General features: G+C 70.2%; 18 protein-coding genes. All 18 read right to left on the bottom strand.

Translation table 11 applies throughout. From position 1 onward, the window contains the following. Positions 1 to 66 precede the first annotated feature (66 nt). On the bottom strand, positions 67 to 1491 hold the full coding sequence (gene argH / locus AAIB33_RS03370; protein ID WP_345802154.1) for an argininosuccinate lyase: 1425 nt from the start codon (positions 1489 to 1491) through the stop codon (positions 67 to 69). Next, entirely contained in the window at positions 1488 to 2645 is a 1158-nt protein-coding gene (locus tag AAIB33_RS03365) for a heparan-alpha-glucosaminide N-acetyltransferase domain-containing protein (RefSeq protein ID WP_345802153.1), read from the bottom strand. Before AAIB33_RS03365 ends, argH begins: the two co-directional genes overlap by 4 nt. After that, positions 2624 to 3547: an ornithine carbamoyltransferase gene (gene argF, locus AAIB33_RS03360; protein WP_345802152.1), complete on the bottom strand. Its 924-nt coding sequence runs from the start codon at positions 3545 to 3547 to the stop codon at positions 2624 to 2626. Before argF ends, AAIB33_RS03365 begins: the two co-directional genes overlap by 22 nt. After that, entirely contained in the window at positions 3544 to 4770 is a 1227-nt protein-coding gene (locus AAIB33_RS03355) for an acetylornithine transaminase (protein WP_345802151.1), read from the bottom strand. The genes argF and AAIB33_RS03355 overlap by 4 nt, the downstream gene beginning before the upstream one ends. After that, positions 4767 to 5666 (bottom strand): acetylglutamate kinase, encoded by a 900-nt coding sequence (gene argB / locus AAIB33_RS03350; protein WP_345802150.1) that lies wholly within the window; start codon positions 5664 to 5666, stop codon positions 4767 to 4769. The genes AAIB33_RS03355 and argB overlap by 4 nt, the downstream gene beginning before the upstream one ends. Next, positions 5663 to 6820, bottom strand: coding sequence for a bifunctional glutamate N-acetyltransferase/amino-acid acetyltransferase ArgJ (argJ, locus tag AAIB33_RS03345; protein ID WP_345802149.1), 1158 nt, complete (start codon positions 6818 to 6820; stop codon positions 5663 to 5665). Before argJ ends, argB begins: the two co-directional genes overlap by 4 nt. Next, positions 6817 to 7953, bottom strand: coding sequence for an NAGSA dehydrogenase family protein (locus AAIB33_RS03340; protein WP_345802148.1), 1137 nt, complete (start codon positions 7951 to 7953; stop codon positions 6817 to 6819). The genes argJ and AAIB33_RS03340 overlap by 4 nt, the downstream gene beginning before the upstream one ends. 261 nt (positions 7954 to 8214) lie before the next feature. Further along, a complete protein-coding gene (locus AAIB33_RS03335) occupies positions 8215 to 8961 on the bottom strand; it encodes a dienelactone hydrolase family protein (RefSeq protein ID WP_345802147.1) in 747 nt (248 codons plus the stop codon). Positions 8962 to 9125: 164 nt separating this feature from the next. After that, positions 9126 to 11672 (bottom strand): phenylalanine--tRNA ligase subunit beta, encoded by a 2547-nt coding sequence (pheT, locus tag AAIB33_RS03330; protein WP_345802146.1) that lies wholly within the window; start codon positions 11670 to 11672, stop codon positions 9126 to 9128. Beyond that, complete coding sequence (pheS, locus tag AAIB33_RS03325; RefSeq protein ID WP_345802145.1) at positions 11672 to 12712, bottom strand: phenylalanine--tRNA ligase subunit alpha; 1041 nt, start codon at positions 12710 to 12712, stop codon at positions 11672 to 11674. Before pheS ends, pheT begins: the two co-directional genes overlap by 1 nt. Positions 12713 to 12756: 44 nt before the next feature. Continuing rightward, positions 12757 to 13686: an amino acid ABC transporter permease gene (locus tag AAIB33_RS03320; protein WP_345802144.1), complete on the bottom strand. Its 930-nt coding sequence runs from the start codon at positions 13684 to 13686 to the stop codon at positions 12757 to 12759. Further along, entirely contained in the window at positions 13683 to 14330 is a 648-nt protein-coding gene (locus AAIB33_RS03315) for an amino acid ABC transporter permease (protein ID WP_345802143.1), read from the bottom strand. Before AAIB33_RS03315 ends, AAIB33_RS03320 begins: the two co-directional genes overlap by 4 nt. A 60-nt stretch (positions 14331 to 14390) precedes the next feature. Beyond that, positions 14391 to 15305, bottom strand: coding sequence for a glutamate ABC transporter substrate-binding protein (locus AAIB33_RS03310; protein WP_345802142.1), 915 nt, complete (start codon positions 15303 to 15305; stop codon positions 14391 to 14393). Positions 15306 to 15435: 130 nt separating this feature from the next. Continuing rightward, positions 15436 to 16227, bottom strand: a complete 792-nt coding sequence (locus tag AAIB33_RS03305; protein WP_345802141.1) for an amino acid ABC transporter ATP-binding protein — start codon at positions 16225 to 16227, stop codon at positions 15436 to 15438. An 82-nt stretch (positions 16228 to 16309) separates the two neighbouring features. Continuing rightward, a complete protein-coding gene (locus AAIB33_RS03300; RefSeq protein ID WP_345803502.1) occupies positions 16310 to 17116 on the bottom strand; it encodes an RNA methyltransferase in 807 nt (268 codons plus the stop codon). Positions 17117 to 17217: 101 nt separating this feature from the next. Further along, on the bottom strand, positions 17218 to 17601 hold the full coding sequence (rplT, locus tag AAIB33_RS03295; RefSeq protein ID WP_345802140.1) for a 50S ribosomal protein L20: 384 nt from the start codon (positions 17599 to 17601) through the stop codon (positions 17218 to 17220). Positions 17602 to 17630: 29 nt separating this feature from the next. After that, on the bottom strand, positions 17631 to 17825 hold the full coding sequence (gene rpmI / locus AAIB33_RS03290) for a 50S ribosomal protein L35 (RefSeq protein ID WP_133545519.1): 195 nt from the start codon (positions 17823 to 17825) through the stop codon (positions 17631 to 17633). 72 nt (positions 17826 to 17897) lie between these two features. Then, on the bottom strand, positions 17898 to 18548 hold the full coding sequence (infC, locus tag AAIB33_RS03285) for a translation initiation factor IF-3 (RefSeq protein ID WP_345803501.1): 651 nt from the start codon (positions 18546 to 18548) through the stop codon (positions 17898 to 17900). Between the last annotated feature and the right edge of the window lie 223 nt (positions 18549 to 18771).

Genomic DNA, 18771 nt, shown 5'->3' with positions numbered 1-18771 from the left:
GCATAAGCATATCAGTTATTTCGCGATGAAATAAGCAGAACGCTTATCTAATCAGAACATAAGCTCTCAGAGGCCCAGCGCGTGCACCGCGGCCTGCGCACGCGACACGAGTTCGGCACGCTGCTCGGCGACCCGCACCGGGGCCGTGCCGCCGACGCCCGACCGCGACGCGACCGATCCCTCGATCGTGAGGACGTCGCGGACCGCGCGCGAGAGCTGCGGCGACACCGACGCGAGCTGCTCGTCGGTCGCCTCATGCAGCTCGATCCCCTGCTCCTCGCAGAGCCGCACGAGCGCACCCGAGATCTCATGCGCATCGCGGAACGGCACCCCCTGGCGGACGAGCCAATCCGCCACGTCCGTGGCGAGCGAGAAGCCGAGCGGTGCGAGCTGCGCCATCCGCTCCGTGTCGAAGCGGAGCGTCGCGATCATGCCCGCGAATGCCGGCAGCACGACCTCGAGCGTCGTCACGGAGTCGAAGACGGGTTCCTTGTCCTCCTGCAGGTCGCGGTTGTACGCGACGGGCAGGCCCTTGAGCGTCGTAAGGAGGCCGGAGAGATTGCCGACGAGCCGGCCGGCCTTGCCCCGCGCGAGCTCGGCGATATCGGGGTTCTTCTTCTGCGGCATGATGCTCGACCCGGTCGAGTAGCCGTCGTCGAGCGTCACGAAGCCGAACTCCCGCGTGTTCCACAGGATGACGTCCTCGGCGAAACGAGAGAGGTCGATGCCGATCTGCGCCGAGATGTAGGCGAACTCCGCGACGACGTCGCGCGCCGCGGTGCCGTCCAGGGAGTTCTCCGACGGCCGGGCGAGGCCCAGCTCCCGCGCGACGAGGTCGGGATCCAGCCCCAGGCTCGACCCCGCCAGGGCCCCGCCGCCATAGGGTGACACCGACGCCCGCGCCGACCAGTCGCGCAGCCGCTCGAGGTCGCGGACGAGGGGCCACGCGTGCGCTTGCAGGTGGTGAGCGAGCAGGATCGGCTGGGCGTGCTGCAGATGCGTGCGGCCCGGCATGATGGCATCCGGATGCGCCTCCGCCTGCGCCACGATCGCGTCGATCAGCCGCAGGATGTCACGCGCGATCGTGCGCGAGTGATCGAGCAGGTACATCCGCACGAGCGTCGCGATCTGGTCGTTGCGGCTGCGGCCGGCACGCAGCTTGCCGCCGAGCTCGGGCCCCACCTCGCGCAGCAGCGCGGCCTCGAGGGCGCCGTGCACGTCTTCGTCGCCGGGGGCGGCGCGGAGCGTGCCGTCCTGGATGCCGCGCGCCAGCGCGTCGAGCCCCGCGTGCATCGCACGCTCCTCGTCGGCGCTCAGATAGCCGGCGGCGGCGAGGGCCTTCGCGTGCGCGTGCGACCCCGCGATGTCGTAGAGGGCCAGGCTCCAGTCGAAATGCGTCGAGCGGCTGAGCGCCGCCAGCTCGGGCGACGGGCCGGACGCGAAGCGGGCGCCCCACAGCGCGCCCTCGTTGGTGCCTTTGGACTCGCTCACCCGTCCAGCCTATCGACGGGCGCGGCGGCCGTTTCGCGCCGCGGGGGGCCGGGGACGGCGACGCGCGTCACGACGTCGGTGAGCCACTCCAGCGGACCGCGGCCGACGAGCAGGGCCCACGCCGTGCAGCCGACGACGATGCCCAGGGTCAGCGGCGCGAACGGCTCGAAGGCGCGGAACTCGATCAGCGCGGCGGTGTCGCCGATGGCGACCGCGGCCCAGACCGCCCAGACGAGGAGCTGAGCGGTGTAGGCCGTGAGCGGCATGGCGCCGACGGCGCGGAGGGGCAGGACGATCCACCGCACGAGCGTGCGGCAGAGGAGGAGGGATGCCGCGATCACGGCGAGCGCGAACCCGCCGGAGCCGATGACCTCCAGCAGCCCGCTGGAGTGCGGGCGGGCCGTCCAGACCGCCGCCGGGATCGAGAAGGGCTCGAGCATCGGGTCGGGGTCGGCCATCCCGTGCAGGCCGTAGCCGACGACGGCGAGAGCCGTGCCGACGCCGAGCATCCAGAGCTGGACGCCCAGGGAGCGGATGCCGGCCCGCGCGACGCCGAGACCCGCCAGCACGAACGCGATCCACACGGGGAACGGGTAGTGGAAGCCCAGCAGGTCGGATGCCCTGCTCCCCTGCTGCGTCCTCCAGTACGCGCTCGCGTCGAGCCAGGCCTGGAGCCACGGCATGACGAGCGCGAGGGCGCCGGCCGTGACGAGCACCGTCCGTGCGCGCAGGCGGGTGAACGGGATCGCCAGCACGAAGAGCACCGCGTACGCGGGGAGGATGACGTACACGGGCACGCCTGTCGCGATGAGGACTGCACCGATGAGCCATAGCATCGCCGCCCGCACGACGAGCCGCAGCCGCACCGTGCGCATCGCCGCGCCGCGCAGCGGCGTCGGCCCGCCCGTCACAAGCCCGATGGACACTCCGGCGAGGGTCGCGAAGAGGATCGACGAGCGTCCGTCGACGACCCCGAGCCACGTGGAGGGGTCGGCGGGGACGAGCTCGGGCGTGTCGACGAGGTGGGCGGTGAGCATCCCGAGTACCGCGAGTCCCCGCGCGAGGTCCACGCCCGCGATCCGGGCAGGACCGTTGAGCCGCTCCCAGCGGGAGCGGAACCAGGACTGCTCGGCTACTGCTGCCGGAGCAGCCACACGAGGAGCGCCTTCTGCGCGTGCAGCCGGTTCTCGGCCTCGTCCCACACGACGCTCTGCGGGCCGTCGATCACCTCGGCGTCGACCTCGTAGCCGCGATCGGCGGGGAGGCAGTGGATGAAGATCGCATCGGGCTTCGCCAGCCCCATGATCTCCTGCGTGACCTTGTAGCCGCCGAGGTCGCGCAGGCGCGCGAGCTTCTCCTCCTCCTTGCCCATCGACACCCACGTGTCGGTCACGATGACGTCGGCACCGGCCGCCGCCTCGTTGGGGTCGGTGTAGAGCGTGACGGAGCCGCCGGTCTCGGCGGCACGGCGATCGGCATCGGCGATGACGTCGTCGCGGGGTGCGTAGGCCTCGGGCGAGGCGACCCGCACGTGCATCCCGGCCGTGACGCACGCGAGCACGTACGAGTGCGCCATGTTCGACATGCCGTCGCCGAAGAAGGCGAGGGTCAGGCCCTTCAGCTCCCCCTTGTGCTCCTTGATCGTGAGGAGGTCGGCGAGGAGCTGGCACGGGTGGAAGTCGTCGCTCAGGGCGTTGACCACGGGGACGCGTGTGCCGGCGGCCATCTCCTCGAGGCCCGCCTGCGCGTAGGTGCGCCACACGATCGCGGCGACCTGGCGCTCGAGCACCCGCGCGGTGTCGGCCGGGGTCTCCTTGCCGCCGAGCTGGCTGTTGGCCGTCGAGATGATGAGGGGCGACCCGCCGAGGTCGGCGATCCCCACGGCGAACGACACGCGCGTGCGCGTCGAGGACTTGTCGAAGATCACGGCGACCGTCTGCGGGCCCTCGAGGGGCTTCAGCTTCCAGCGATCCTTCTTGAGGGCGACGGCGAGGTCGAGGATCTCGTCCTGCTCGGCCTGGGTCAGGTCGTCGTCGCGCAGGAGGTGACGCGTCATGCCTTCACCCCGCTCTCGGCGCCGTCGAGAACGAGCGCGTCGGACACCGTCGCGAGCGACGCGGCGAAGAGCTCGATGAACTCGTCGATCTCGACGTCGCCGATGTTGAGCGCGGGCGCGATGCGGATCGTGTCGTCGTTCGGCGCGTTGACGATGAGACCGTGCTCCTGCGCGGCCGCGACGACGGCCTTCGCGACGGGATGCGTCAGCGCGATGCCGATGAGGAGGCCCTTGCCGCGGCATCCCGCCACGAGGGACGAGTCGATGCCCTCGATCGCGGCACGCAGCTGCGCGCCCCGCTCCGCGGCGTTGGCGACGAGGTCCGCGCGCTCGATCTCGGCGAGGACCGCGCCCGACACCGCGGTGCCGAGGGCGTTGCCGCCGAACGTCGAGCCGTGCGTGCCGGGGTAGAACAGGTCGCTCGCGGCGTCGAACGTGATGAGCGCACCGATCGGGAAGCCCCCGCCGATGCCCTTCGCGACGGTGATCGCGTCGGGCGTGATGCCCTCGTGCTGGAAGGCGAACCACTCCCCCGTGCGGCCCGCGCCGGTCTGGATCTCGTCGATGATGAGCAGCGCGCCGTGACGCTCGGTCAGCTCGCGCGCCGCGCGGAGGTAGCCCTCGGGCAGCTCCACGACGCCGGCCTCGCCCTTGATGGGCTCGACGAAGAGCGCCGCGACGCGGTCGTCGATGGCGGCTTCGAGCGCCTCGATCGTCGAGTCGATGAACTCGACGCCGCCGATCATCGGCTGGAAGGGCTCCTGCATCCACGGCTTGCCGGTGAGGGCGAGGGTTCCCATCGTGCGCCCGTGGAAGGCGTCCTTGAGCGAGAGGATGCGGGGGCGCTCCGCGCCGCCGTGCAGCCGGGCGAGCTTGAACGCGGCCTCGTTCGCCTCGGCGCCCGAATTGCCGAAGTACACGCGGCCCGTCGGGCCCGTGCCGGCGATGCGCTTGAGCCGCGCCGCGAGCGCGAGCTGCGGCTCGGTCGCGAAGTAGTTCGAGACGTGCGACAGCTTCGCGGCCTGCGTCGAGATCGCCTCGACGAAGACGGGGTGCGCGTGTCCGAGCGAGTTCACCGCGATGCCCGCGAGGAAGTCGAGGTAGCGTCGGCCCGAGCCGTCCCACAAGTAGGCGCCCTCGCCGCGCGTGAACAGCGCCATCCGGTCGCCGAAGCTCCGCACCAGGTCGCGCCCGGCGTCATCCTGCCATGTCGTCGTCGTCATCCGACCACCACCTCCGTTCCGATTCCCTTGCTCGTGAAGATCTCGACCAGCACCGAGTGCGGCACACGGCCGTCGATGATGGCCGCCGTGTCGACTCCCCCTTCGACGGCCTCGAGGCACGCCGACATCTTGGGGATCATCCCCGACTCGAGCGACGGCAGCATCGCGCGGAGCTCGGTCGAGGTCAGGTGCGAGACGAGGGAGTCGCGGTTCGGCCAGTCGGCGTAGAGCCCGGGAACGTCGGTGAGGACGACGAGCTTCGCGGCGCCGAGCGCCACAGCGAGAGCGGATGCCGCGGCATCCGCGTTCACGTTCAGCGAGTGTCCCGGGTTGTCGAGGTCGGGGGCGATGCTCGAGACGACCGGGATGCGGCCCGCCGCGAGCTGGTCGAGCACCGGCTGCGGGTCGACCTGCACGACGTCGCCGACCCGGCCGAGGTCGTGCTCGACGCCCTCGATCGTGACGCCGCGGCGGCGGCCGCCGAAGAGCCCCGCGTCCTCGCCCGAGAGACCGGCGGCGATGGGGCCGTGCGCATTGATCTTCGCGACGAGCTGGGGATTGATCTGGCCGGTCAGCACCATGCGGACGACCGAGATCGCCTCCGTCGACGTGACCCGGTAGCCGCCCTTGAACTCGCTCGGGATCGCGAGACGATCGAGCATCGACGAGATCTGCGGGCCGCCGCCGTGGACGACGACCGGCTTGACGCCGACGTAGCGGAGGTAGGCGATGTCGGAGGCGAAGGCATCCTGCAGCTCCTCCGACACCATGGCGTTGCCGCCGTACTTGATGACGATGATCTGGTCGCTGAAGCGGCGGAGCCAGGGCAGCGATTCGATGAGCATCGCGGCCCTCGCGGACGCTTCGCCCGGATCGGTCTGTTGCAGGTCGCTCATGAGGAGTACGCGCTGTTCTCGTGGACGTAGTCGTGCGTGAGGTCGTTGGTGAGGATCGTCGCCTCGGCCTCGCCGACCTTGAGGTCGATGACGAGGTTCGTCGCCCGGGGCGTGAGGTCGACGGCCTCCCGCGGCTGGTCGGGGCCGCCGGCGGAGCACACGCGCACGTGGTTCATCCACACGTCGACGTCGTACGGGTCGAAGGCGGCGTCGGTCGTGCCGATCGCCGCGAGCACACGGCCCCAGTTCGGGTCGTTGCCGAAGATCGCCGCCTTGAAGAGGTTGTTGCGGGCGACGGAGCGTCCCACCTCGACGGCATCCTCCTCGGTTGCCGCGTGCACGACCTGGATCGTGATGTCGTGGCCCGCGCCCTCGGCGTCGCCCTGGAGCTGTCGCGCGAGGTCGGCGCAGACGTCGGCGAGCGCGGCACGGAACGCGTCGGGATCGGGCGTGACACCGGACGCGCCGCTCACGAGCAGGGTGACCTGGTCGTTCGTCGACATGCAGCCGTCGGAGTCGAGTCGATCGAAGCTCACGCGGGTCGCGGCGCGCAGATGCGCATCGGCCTCTTCCGCGGTCAGGACCGCGTCGGTCGTGAGGACGACGAGCATCGTCGCGAGGCCCGGCGCCAGCATCCCGGCTCCCTTGGCCATGCCGCCGATCGACCAGCCGTCACCCGTGCGGATGCGGCGCTTGGCGCGGGAGTCCGTCGTCATGATGGCCTCGGAGGCCGAGACTCCGCCGTCGGCGCTGAGCGCCGCGATCCCCTTCTCGGTGCCCTCGAGCACCTTCGCGCGGAAGACCTCGTCGCCCGTGCCGATGAGGCCCGTCGAGCACACCAGGATGTCGCCCGCGCTCACGCCGAGCAGCTCGGCGGCCTTCTCGGCCGTCTGGTGGGTGGTCTGGAAGCCGAACGTTCCCGTGAAGCAGTTCGCGCCGCCCGAGTTGAGGACGATCGCCTCGACCGTGCCGTCCTGGATGACCTGCTGCGACCAGATGATCGGGTTGGCCTTCGCGCGGTTGCTCGTGAAGACCGCCGCGCCGACCTTGAGCGGTCCGCGGTTGACGACGACGGCGACATCGGGCTTGCCCGACGACTTGAGCCCGACCGCGACCCCGGCGGCTTCGAATCCCTGCGGTGCGGTGACGCTCACGGGGCGACTCCGTTCACGGTGAGGCCCCGGCCCTCCGGGAGGCCGAGGGCGAGGTTCATGGACTGGACGGCGGCGCCGGCCGTGCCCTTGACGAGGTTGTCGACCGCGGCGACGACCGTCACGCGGTGGGCGTCGCGGTCGATCGCGAGGCCGAGGAGCGCGGTGTTGGCGCCGATCACGTCGGCGGTGCGCGGGAACTGGCCGGCGGGCAGCAGCTGCACGAAGGTCTCGTCGGCGTAGGCCGCCTCCCACGCGCCGCGGATGTCGTCGTCGGTCGCGCCTGGGGCGATCGGCGCGGACGAGGTCGCGAGGATGCCGCGGGCCATCGGCACGAGGACGGGCGTGAAGGAGATGCGGATGCCGGCGTCCGGGCTGGCGTCGTGAACTCCGGACGATTGCGCGAAGTTCGGAGATTCTGCGCCGACGGATCCGAGGTTCGCGTGATTCTCCGAGTTTGCGGCGGCCGCTGCCGCGAGGGCCTGGCGGATCTCGGGGATGTGCCGATGCGAGCCGCCGACGGCGTAGGGATTGGCGGAGCCGAGGAGCTCGCTCGCGAGGAGGTGCGTCTTGAGGCTCTTGCCCGCACCCGACGGGCCGACGGCGAGGACCGTGACGATGTCGGACGTGTCGATGACGCCGGCCGCGACCCCCGGGGCGAGGCTCAGGCTCACGGTCGACGCATTGCAGCCGGGCGCCGCGATGCGCGTCGCACCGACGAGGTTCTGCCGCTGCTTTCCGCCGGCGACCGGGAGCTCGGGCACGCCGTATGCCCACGGCTCGTGGAAGGCGCCGCCGTAGAAGCGATCCCAGTCGGCCGAGGAGGTGAGCCGGTGGTCGGCGCCCGCGTCGATGACGAGGGCGGCATCGGCCAGGGCATCCGTGTACTGACCGGACTGGCCGTGCGGGAGGGCGAGGAACACGATGTCGTGCCCCGCGAGCACCTCGGGCTTCGTCTCCTCGAGCGCGAGGTGCGCAAGCGAGCGGAGGTGGGGCTGATGCTGGATGAGGGGCTGTCCGGCGTTCGAGTGCGCCGTGACGGTGCGGATCTCGACGTCGGGATGTGCGGCGAGGATCCGCAGGATCTCACCGCCCGCATAGCCGGATGCGCCGGAGACGGCGACCGAGTATGTCATGGATTCCACCTTAAGGTCTGGGCGACGGGGCGATGTTCAGCCGAGGCCCGCTGGACGGGCTTCGGGAGAGGCGGCGACACCCACCGGACCCATGACAGGGCCGCGTGCAGGGTCGCCTACAGTCGGCGGCCGCTGCCCTGACGTCGGCGCGCGGGAACGACGCTCGGAACGAGCGTCTGAAGTCCCTGGATCGCCGAAGGCATGCCGCGACGATAGCGGGCCGCTCCCGGCATCCGCAAATCGACGTGACGTGGGATGTCGTCAGTCGGCGACGCGCTCGTCGAGGAACTCGAGCACGCGGGCCCACGCCTCCATCGCGTGCTCGGGGCTGTACCGGCGGCCCGTCTCGTTGAAGAACGCGTGCTGCGCCCCCGGGTACACGATCGCCTCGAAGTCGACGTCCGCATCGGCCATCGCCTGCTTCACCGTGGGGAGCGCTTCGATGAGCGGAGTGTCCTTCTCGCCGTAGAGGGCGAGGACCGGCGCCTGGATCTGCGACATGCGGTCGGGGTCGGGGGCGGTTCCGTAGAACGGGACGGCGGCGCGGATGCGGTCGTCGGAGGCCGCGAGGAGGAACGCGTAGGTGCCGCCGAAGCAGAAGCCCGTGACGGCGATGCGGCCGTCGACGTCGGGCTGGGCGTCGAGCCAGTCGACGGCGGACCGGAGCGCGCCCGTCGCCCACTCGGCGTAGGCCGGCGCGCGCATGCCGGAGAGCGCATCGCGCAGCCGCGGCTGCGCCGCCGTGCGCACCTCTTCGTCGGGATCGTTCAGGAGGGCGAAGAGCTCGGCGCCGAGGTGCGGCTCGACCCCGACCGCGGAGAGGATGTCAGGCGCGGCGACGAGCCACCCCTCGTCGGCGAAGCGGTCGGCCACCTCGCGGATGTGGTCGACGAGGCCCCAGATCTCGTGGATGAGGACGAGTCCGCCGACGGGTTCGCCCGCGGGGCGTGCGACGTAGACCTCGAACGCGCCGCCATCGGGTGCGGTCAGCTGGATCGTCTCGGCCACGGGGCTCCTTCGCTCGGGTCTCCCACGCTACGCCCGTCGGCCGGACCAGGCGCCGTCGAGTACGTATGTTCTCGCCGAGATCACACGTCGTTCGCGCGAACGGCGTGCGGTTTCGGCGAGAACATATGATCTCGACAGGCCGGGGCGGTGCCGGGCGCGGCGGGCTACTCGCGGAGCGTCGCGCCGAATCGCTCCGCGGCAGCGCCCACACCGGCGAGCTTCGCCTCGGTCGCCTCGGCCGCCGTGAGCGTGCGATCGGCGGCGCGGAAGCGCAGCGCGAACGTCAGGCTCTTCGAGCCCTCGGGCACACCCTGACCGCGATAGTCGTCGACGAGGCGCGCCGACTCGAGCAGCTCCCCTCCGCCCTCGACGAGCGCGGCCCGCGCGGCGGCGGCCGGCACGTCGGCCGGGAGCACGAGCGACACGTCCTGCGTCGCGGCGGGGAAGGTCGAGAGCGACGCGGCGACGACCTTCTCGCTCGCCAGGGAGAGGACGAGGTCGAGATCGAGCTCGGCGACATACACACGGCCGGGGAGATCGGATGCCTCGGCGACGGCCGGCAGCACCTCGCCGACGTAGCCGACCTCGGTGCCGTGGACGGAGAGCACGCCGGTGCGTCCCGGGTGCAGCGCCGCCCGCTCGCCCTGGGCGACGTCGATCGAGACGCCGGCCGCGGCCGCGATGACCCGGACGGCGTCGAGCGCGTCGGAGAGGTCGGCGGCGACCGGGGCCTGGCCCGGCTGCTTCGCGATGACTCCGCCCGTCAGCAGCACTGCGACGTGCAGGTGCTGCGGCGGGATCGACGCGTCGAGCTCGGCCAGAGTCGAGGCGTCCGGTCGCACGGCGAGAGACGGCACGAACGAGGTGCCGTACTGCACGCCCGGCTCGGGAAGGAAGACCGTGCCCGACTCGAAGAGCGAGAGGTCGGTGAAGCCGCGCGACAGGTTGCGGTGGGCGACCTGGAGCAGGCCCGGCACGAGGGTGCGCCGCAGGAACGGAGCCTGGCCGTCGAGCGGGTTCGCGAGCTTGATCGACGGCAGGTGCTCCCCCGACGGCGATCCGTGCAGGTCGTTCTGCTCCTCCGTCGTGAAGCCGAAGGAGGGCGTCTCGACGTAGCCGGCGGCGGCGAGCGCGTTCGCGACGCGGCGGCGGCCCTGCTGAGCGGGCGTCAGACCGCGGCCCGACGGCGGCAGCGGCAGCACCGACGGGATGCGGTCGTAGCCCTCGATGCGGGCGACCTCCTCGGCGAGCGTCCACTTGTCGGTGAGGTCAGGTCGCCACGACGGCGGCGTCACGCTCCACGCGTCGACCTCGGAAGACGAGGAGGCGTCGTCGACGCGGCATCCGATCTTCTCGAGCGCCGTGACGATCTCGTCGGCTGTGTAGTCGACACCGATGAGGCCGGCGGTGAACGGCTTCGGGAGCGAGATCGCCTCCTGCGTCACCGTCGCGAAGAGCGCTCCCCCGACCTCGAGATCGAGCGTCCCGCCCGCGAACTCGACCATGAGGTCGGCGACACGGCGGGCTGCGACGAACGGGATGAGCGGGTCGACGCCACGCTCGAAGCGACGGGATGCCTCGCTCGGCAGCTTGTGCCGGCGGGCCGTGCGCGCGATCGACACCGTGTCGAAGGTCGCGGCCTCGATGAGGACATTCCGCGTCGCGTCGCTCATCTCGGTCGTGCCGCCGCCCATGACGCCGGCGAGGCCGATCGGGCCCGAGGCATCCGTGATCAGCAGGTCCTCCGCGTGGAGGGTGCGGACCTTGCCGTCGAGCGTCTCGAGCTTCTCGCCCGCCGCCGCGCGGCGGACGGTGATGCCGCCCTGCAGCTTGTCGAGGTCGTAGCCGTGGATCGGCTGACCGAGCTCGAGCATGACGTAGTTGGTGATGTCGATGAGCACGCCGAGCGAGCGGGTTCCCGCGAGCGTCAGGCGCGCGACCATCCACGCCGGAGTGGGCTTGGTCGGGTCGACGTCGCGCACGACGCGGACGGCGAACTCCGACGCGCCGACCCGGCCGCGGATCGGGTTGGCGTCGTCGACGGTGACGGTGAACCCGGATGCGGGATGCTGCAGCTCGCCCCACTCCCGCAGGCCGGGGTCGCGGAAGTCCGCGCCTGTCGCGTGCGAGTACTCGCGCGCGACGCCGCGCACCGACAGCGCGTAGCCGCGGTCGGGTGTCACGTTGATGTCGACCGCGACATCGTCGAGTCCGAGGAGCGCGATCGCGTCGGTGCCGACGGGCGCGTCGATGCCGAGCTCGACGAGGCGGAGGATGCCGCTGTGCTCGTCGCCGAGGCCCAGCTCCTTCGCCGAGGCGATCATGCCGTCGGAGACATGTCCGTAGGTCTTGCGCGCCGCGATCGGGAACGGGCCGGGAAGGACCGCGCCGGGAAGCGTCACGACGACCTTGTCGCCCGCAAAGAAGTTGCGGGCGCCGCACACGATTCCGTGGACGGCGGGACCGCCGTCGGCCGCGAGCTCGCCATCCGGCGCGACGCGCACCTGGCACCAGCGGATCGTCTTGCCGTTGGACTGCGGCTCCTCGACGAACTCGAGCACCTCGCCGACGACGATCGGGCCCTGGAGGTCGAAGCGGTGCACGTCCTCCTCTTCGAACCCGACGCTGACGAGCGCCTCGAGAACGTCCTCGGGCGAGGCATCCACCGGCACATCGACGTATTCACGCAGCCACGAGAGCGGGACGCGCATCAGACCACCATTCCGAACTGCTCGCTGAAGCGGACATCGCCCTCGGCCATGTCGCGCATGTCCTGCACGTCCGAGCGGAACATGAGGGTCCGCTCGATGCCCATGCCGAAGGCGAAGCCGGAGTACTCCTCAGGGTCGATGCCGGCGGCGCGCAGGACGTTGGGGTTGATCATCCCGCAGCCGCCCCACTCGATCCAGCGCGCGCCGCCCTTGAAGGTCGGGTGCCACAGGTCGAGCTCGGCGGACGGCTCGGTGAAGGGGAAGTAGTTGGCGCGGAAGCGCGTCTTGGCCTCGGGCCCGAACAGCACCTTCGCGGCGTGGTCGAGCGTGCCCTTGAGGTGGGCCATCGTGATGCCCTTGTCGACGACGAGTCCCTCGAACTGCGTGAAGACGGGCAGGTGGGTCGCGTCGAACTCGTCGGTGCGGTACACGCGCCCCGGGCACAGGACGTAGATCGGCAGGTCGCGCTCGAGCATCGAGCGCACCTGCACCGGCGACGTGTGCGTGCGCATCACGAGGTGGCGGTCGACCGGGTCGACGAAGAAGGTGTCCTGCATCTGGCGCGCGGGGTGGTCCTCGTCGAAGTTGAGCGCGTCGAAGTTGAACCACTCGTGCTCGAGCTCCGGCCCCTCCGCGATCTCCCAGCCCATGCCGACGAAGATGTCGGCGATCTCCTCGCGGAGGAGGGAGATGGGATGCCGCGCCCCGACGCGCGCACGCTGTGCGAGCGCCGTGATGTCGACGCGCTCCGCCTCGAGGCGGGCGGCCGTCTCGGCGGCAGCGACCTCGCCCTCGCGGGTTGCGAGCGCCTGGTTCACCCGGCCGCGCGCCTGGCCGATGAGCTTGCCGAACTCGGCCTTCTTCTCGGGGGAGACATCGCGCAGGCGCGCGTTGAGCTTCGCGAGCGGCGAGCCCTCGGCCGTGTGCGCGCTGCGCGCGGCCTTCAGGTCGGCCGTCGTGGCGGCGGCGGCGATCGCTGCGAGAGCCGTCGCGACCGCGTCATCCACCGCCTCGGGCGTGATCTCGAGTACGTCAGACACGAGTGTCGAGTCTACCGGCGGGGCAGACCCCTCCCTGCGCCCGGCTACGAGCCTCCGGCGTCGCGCTCGAGGTCGCGCTCCTGCTGCGCGGCGATGAGCTCCGTGTCGGTCGTGGGCGCGTTGCCGACGCCCGGGCCGAGGCCCGCACCGGCGACCGCGACCGCGCTCGGCGAGCGCCGCAGCCGACGCTCCACGACGTACGCGGCGTAGGACAGGGCGAGGCAGAGCACGACGTAGATCGCGCCGGCCACGAGCGCCGCCGGGATGAGCGGAGAGCCCAGCACGGCGTTCGAGCCAAGGGTGCGGGCGAAGTACAGCAGCTCGGGGTACGTGATGATGAACCCGAGCGCCGTGTCCTTCAGGCACACGACCAGCTGCGAGATGATCACGGGCAGCATCGCGCGGATCGCCTGCGGCAGGAGGATGAGGCGCAGCACGCCTGACTTCCGCAGGCCGATGGCGAAGCCGGCCTCGCGCTGACCGCGCGGCAGCGATTCGACGCCCGCGCGCACGACCTCGGCGAGCACGGAGCCGTTGTACGCCACGAGTGCGATGACGACGGCCCAGTACGACGACATCTTGATGCCGATGACGGGGAGCCCGTAGTACAGCAGGATCATGAACACGAGCACCGGGATGGCGCGGAAGACCTCGGTGACGCCGGTGATCGGCATCCTGACCCAGGCGTGGTCGGAGAGGCGACCGATCGCGAGGAGGAAGCCGAGGACGAGAGACCCGATCGCCGCCACAACGAAGGCGGCGAGCGTCCGCAGCGTTGCGAGACCGAACTGCTCCCAGATGCGGGTGAAGGTGAAGGCGTACCACTTCTCGGCGCTGAACTGGCCGGTGACCCAGAAGCGGTAGAGCACGAATCCGAGGATCGCGAGCACCACGACGATCGTCACGATCCCGAGGATGCGGTTGCGGACGACGGCCTTCGGACCGGGGACGTCGTAGAGGACCGAGGAGCTCATCGCGCGATCCTCCACTTCCGCTCGAGGATCCTCTGCAGCCAGGCGAGGAGGAACACCATCAGGACGAAGGCGAGCATGACCCAGATGATCGTCATGAGCTGGTTCTCGCCCTTCTCACTCATCTCGGCGCGGATGTTGCCGAGGTTGACGACCGCGAAGCCGGCGGCGACCGTCGTGTTCTTCAGGAGCGCGATGAACACGCTCATCATCGGCGGGATGACCGAGCGCGCGGCCTGCGGCAGCACGATGAGCGACATGACCTGGCCGAAGGTGAGCCCGAGGGCACGCGCCGCCTCGGCCTGGCCGACGGAGACCGTGTTGACGCCGGAGCGGATCGTCTCGGCGACGTAGGTCGCCGTGTAGATCCCGAGCGCCCAGATCGCGAGCACGAGGAAGTTCGCGCGGCCGGGCAGGAGCAGCGGGACGCAGAAGGCGAAGAAGAACATCACGAGCGTCAGCGGCGTGTTGCGGATCCAGTTGACGTACACCGTTCCGACGGCGCGTGCCACCGGGATCGGCGAGACGCGCATGGCCCCCACGATGACGCCGAGGATCAGCGCGATCGCGCCGCCGGCGAAGAAGAGCACGAGCGTGCCCCACAGCGCCTCGAGCCACACGTCGGGGTAGTCGGTGAGCTGATTCACCGCGTCCTCCTCGCTTGAGAGAGATGGGGGCGGCGCCGCTTCCGGCGCCGCCCCGCGTGATCAGCTGACGGGGTCGACCGCGGGCTGCTCGCCCGAGACCCCGGCCGAGCCGAGGTTCTTGTCGAAGATCGCCTGCCAGATGTCGCCGCCGTCGGTGAACATGGTGTTGATGAACTCCTGCAGCGCCGTGTCGCCCTTCGCGATGCCGACGCCGTAGCGCTCCTCGCTGAAGACGTCGCCGACGACCTTGAGGGCCTCGGGGTCCTGGGCCGCGTAGCCGATGAGGATCGCCTCATCGGTGGTGACGGCATCCACCTGTCCCGTCTTGAGCTGCTCGACGCACTGCGAGTACGTGTCGAACTCGGTCGTCTTCGCCTCGGGGTAGTCGGTCTTGATCCGCTGGATCGAGGTCGAGCCCGTCGCCGAGCAGACGTTCTTGCCGGCGAGATCCTCGGGCCCCTTGATGTCGTCGTTGTCCGCGGCGACGAGAAGACCCTGACCCGTCACGAAGTACGGTCCGGCGAAGGAGATCTGCTCCTTGCGCTTGTCCGTGATCGAGTAGGTGCCGACGTAGTAGTCGATGTCGCCGTTGACGATCGCCTGCTCGCGGTTCGCCGAGGGGATCGCCTGGAACTCGATCTTGTCCTCGTCGTAGCCGAGGGATGCCGCGATCCAGCGGGCGACGTCGACGTCGAAGCCCGTGCGGTCGCCTGTCGTGGGGTCGAGGTAGCCGAGACCGGGCTGGTCCTCCTTGACGCCGACCTTGACGGAGCCGCGCTCCTTGATGGCGTCGAACGTGGGGCTGCCGTCGATCGAGACGTCCTCCGCGACCGTGAACCACGGTCCGCTCGCCTCGGGGCTCGCCGACGAGCCCCCTCCCTCGGGTGCGCCCGGCGTGCCGCTGTTGCACGCTGTGAGTGCGAGCATTGCTGCGGCGGCGAGACCGAGCCCTGCGATGATCCGTGACCTTCTCATGTGATGTCCTCCTGGTTGCGCATGCGATGTGCTGGTTCCGTGTGACGTTCGGGTCCGTCCGTGATGCATCTGTGTCGTGCGGTGCGTCGTCCTTTCGTGCGAGGGATGCGGCGAGGGTCTGTGGCAGGCGTCAGTGCGTGAGCAGCTTCGACAGGAAGTCCTTCGCGCGGGCGGACTGCGCGTTCGTGAAGAACTGCTCCGGCGTCGACTCCTCGACGATCTGGCCGTCGGCCATGAAGACGACGCGATCGGCGGCCTTGCGCGCGAAGCCCATCTCGTGGGTCACGACGATCATCGTCATGCCCTCCTGGGCGAGGCTCACCATGACGTCGAGCACCTCGTTGATCATCTCGGGGTCGAGCGCGCTCGTCGGCTCGTCGAAGAGCATGACCTTGGGGTTCATCGCGAGCGCGCGGGCGATCGCGACGCGCTGCTGCTGGCCGCCCGAGAGCTGAGCGGGGAGCTTGGATGCCTGCTGGCCGACCCCGACGCGATCGAGGAGCACCTTCGCCTCGCGTTCGGCATCCGCCTTCTTCATCTTGCGCACCTTGATGGGCCCGAGCGTGACGTTGTCGAGGATCGTGAGGTGCGCGAACAGGTTGAACGACTGGAAGACCATGCCGACGTCAGCGCGGAGCTCCGCGAGGGCCCGCCCCTCCTTGGGCAGCTCCTTGCCGTCGATCGTGATCGTGCCGCTCGTGATCGTCTCGAGCCGGTTGATCGTGCGGCAGAGGGTCGACTTGCCCGAGCCGGAGGGCCCGATCACCACGACCACCTCTCCGCGGTTGACCGTCAGGTCGATGTCTTTCAACGCCTGGAAGTCGCCGTAGTGCTTCTGCACGTCGGTGATGACCACGAGCGGGTCACCGCGACGCACGGAGATGTTGGACGTCTTCGGGGCACCGTCGTCGAGTGTCGCCATACCGGCACCCTAGGAGCCTCCTATGACGCTGTGCCAGGGGTTGCCGAGAGCCTTTACCGACCTGTAACAGAAGACGGACGGCTCAGGATGCGTCGCCGGCGCGCTGCGCGAAGGCCGTCTCGTAGAGGCAGACGCTCGCCGCGGTGGCGAGATTGAGGGACTCCGCGGCGCCGTAGATCGGCAGTCGCAGCGACAGATCGGCGTGCGCGAGGGCTTCCTCGTCGAGCCCGCGCGCCTCGTTGCCGAAGAGCCAGGCGGTCGGCTCGGCCAGCACGTCCCGGCGCGCGAGGAAATCGTCTCCCCCGACATCGGCCGCGATGACCCGCAGCCCTGCGGCGTGCGCCTGCTCGACGGTCGCCGGGAGCTCGACATCGACCGCGACCGGCAGGTGGAAGAGCGACCCCGTGGTCGCGCGGACGACCTTGGGGTTGTACGGGTCGACCGTCCGCCCCGTCAGTATGACGGCATCCGCTCCCGCGGCGTCGGCCGCCCGGATGATCGTGCCCAGATTGCCGGGATCGCGCACCTCTTCGCAGATCGCGACGAGACGGGGGGATGCCGCGAACACGTCGCGCATCGACGTCGGCGCCTGCCGCGCCACGGCGACGATCCCCTGCGGCGTGACGGTGTCGGCCATCGCATCGAGCACGGCCTCCGTCGTGAAGACGACCTCGACGCCGGCGTCGCGCGCCGCATCGCGGATATCGCCGTGCCGCTCCATCGCGCTGGGTGTCGCGAAGAGCTCGACGAGCGTGTCGGGACGATACGCGAGGATCTCGCGGGCGGCCTGCGGCCCTTCGGCGAGGAAGAGGCCGGTCTCCTGCCGCGCGCTGCGCTTCACGAGCTTCGCGACGGCGCGCACGCGCGGCGAACGCGGGTTCTCGAGCACGAGATCAGCATAGAGGCGCAGCATCCCGAATCCGTTCCGCGCACGCACGCGAAAGGGCGCCCTCCCCGGGGAGGACGCCCTTTCGGACAGGATGCCTGTGCTTAGGCGGACTTCGGCGCGTTGACGTTCTCGGGGAGAGCGCCCTTGGCCGTCGCGACGAGCGACGCGAAGACGGCGGGCTCGTTCACCGCGAGGTCGGCGAGGATGCGGCGGTCGACCTGCACGCCCGCGAGGCCGAGGCCCTGGATGAAGCGGTTGTACGTGATGCCGTTCTGGCGGGCAGCGGCGTTGATGCGCTGGATCCACAGGCGGCGGAAGTCGCCCTTGCGCTTGCGACGGTCGCGGTACGCGTAGACGAGCGAGTGGGTGACCTGCTCCTTCGCCTTGCGGTACAGACGCGAACGCTGGCCACGGTAACCCGAGGCGCGCTCGAGGATGACGCGACGCTTCTTGTGGGCGTTGACGGCCCGCTTGACTCTAGCCATTTCTTCTACTTCCTAACGTGCGTCGGCGCTCAGATGCCGAGGAGCTTCTTGGCGACCTTGGCGTCACCCGGGGAGAGGATCTTGTCCGCGGAGAGGCGGCGCGTGCGCTTGGTGGGCTTGCCCTCGAAGTTGTGGCGGAGGTTCGCCTGCTGCTTCTTGAGCTTGCCCGTGCCGGTCACCTTGAAACGCTTCTTGGCACCCGAGTGGGTCTTCTGCTTCGGCATCTTTCTTCCTTCGTTGTGTATCCCGACCAGGCGGGAGCTGATGTCCCGCCGGAGCGGGAGTCTGTGGGGGCCTTACTCGGCAGCGGCCTCGTCGGCCGGAGCCGCGTCGGCCGGGGCCGCTTCGGCCGAATCCGCGGTGCCGCCGGTGCGGGCGGAGCGAGCCGCCTCCTTGTTGGCGGCGCGCTGAGCGTTCTGCTCGGTCTTCACCTCGGACTTGTTCTTGTGCGGCGCGACGACCATCGTCATGTTGCGGCCGTCGAGCGTGGGGCTCGACTCGACGGTTCCGAACTCCGCGACGTCCTCCGCGAACTTGCGGAGAAGGCGGACGCCCTGCTCGGGACGCGACTGCTCGCGACCGCGGAACAGGATCATGGCCTTGACCTTGTCACCCGACTGGAGGAAGCCCTCGGCACGCTTGAGCTTGGTCAAGTAGTCGTGCGCCTCGATCTTCAGGCGGAAGCGGACCTCCTTGAGGACCGTGTTGGCCTGATTGCGACGCGCTTCCTTGGCCTTCTGCGCAGCCTCGTACTTGAACTTGCCGTAGTCCATGATCTTGACCACGGGGGGCTTCGAGTTCGGGGCCACCTCGACGAGATCGAGGTCTGCCTCCTGGGCAAGGCGCAGCGCCACCTCGATGCGGACGACGCCGACCTGCTCACCCGCGGGACCGACGAGGCGGACCTCGGGGACGCGGATGCGGTCGTTGGTGCGGGGATCGCTGATGCGGAACTCCTCTTTCGTGCAGGGTGTCGGTCACCGCGACACGGGGCGTGTCGCGGGCGGAAGAGATTCACGCCACCCGCACGACGCCTGAGCGCCGGCTTGCTGCACCCTTCTCCCCGCGACGCTTCGCATCGCGGGCTACCCCGGCCGCAAGCGGACGGGGCGGAGTGCGTGGACCCGGTAGCCTGGAGCGGCAAGCGCGGGTGGGATGTGATCCTCTTTC

The sequence above is a fragment of the Microbacterium sp. AZCO genome (assembly GCF_039614715.1).
Classification (GTDB): domain Bacteria; phylum Actinomycetota; class Actinomycetes; order Actinomycetales; family Microbacteriaceae; genus Microbacterium.
Note: the sequence above shows the minus strand (reverse complement) of the source record. Positions and strands in the feature narration are given on the sequence as shown.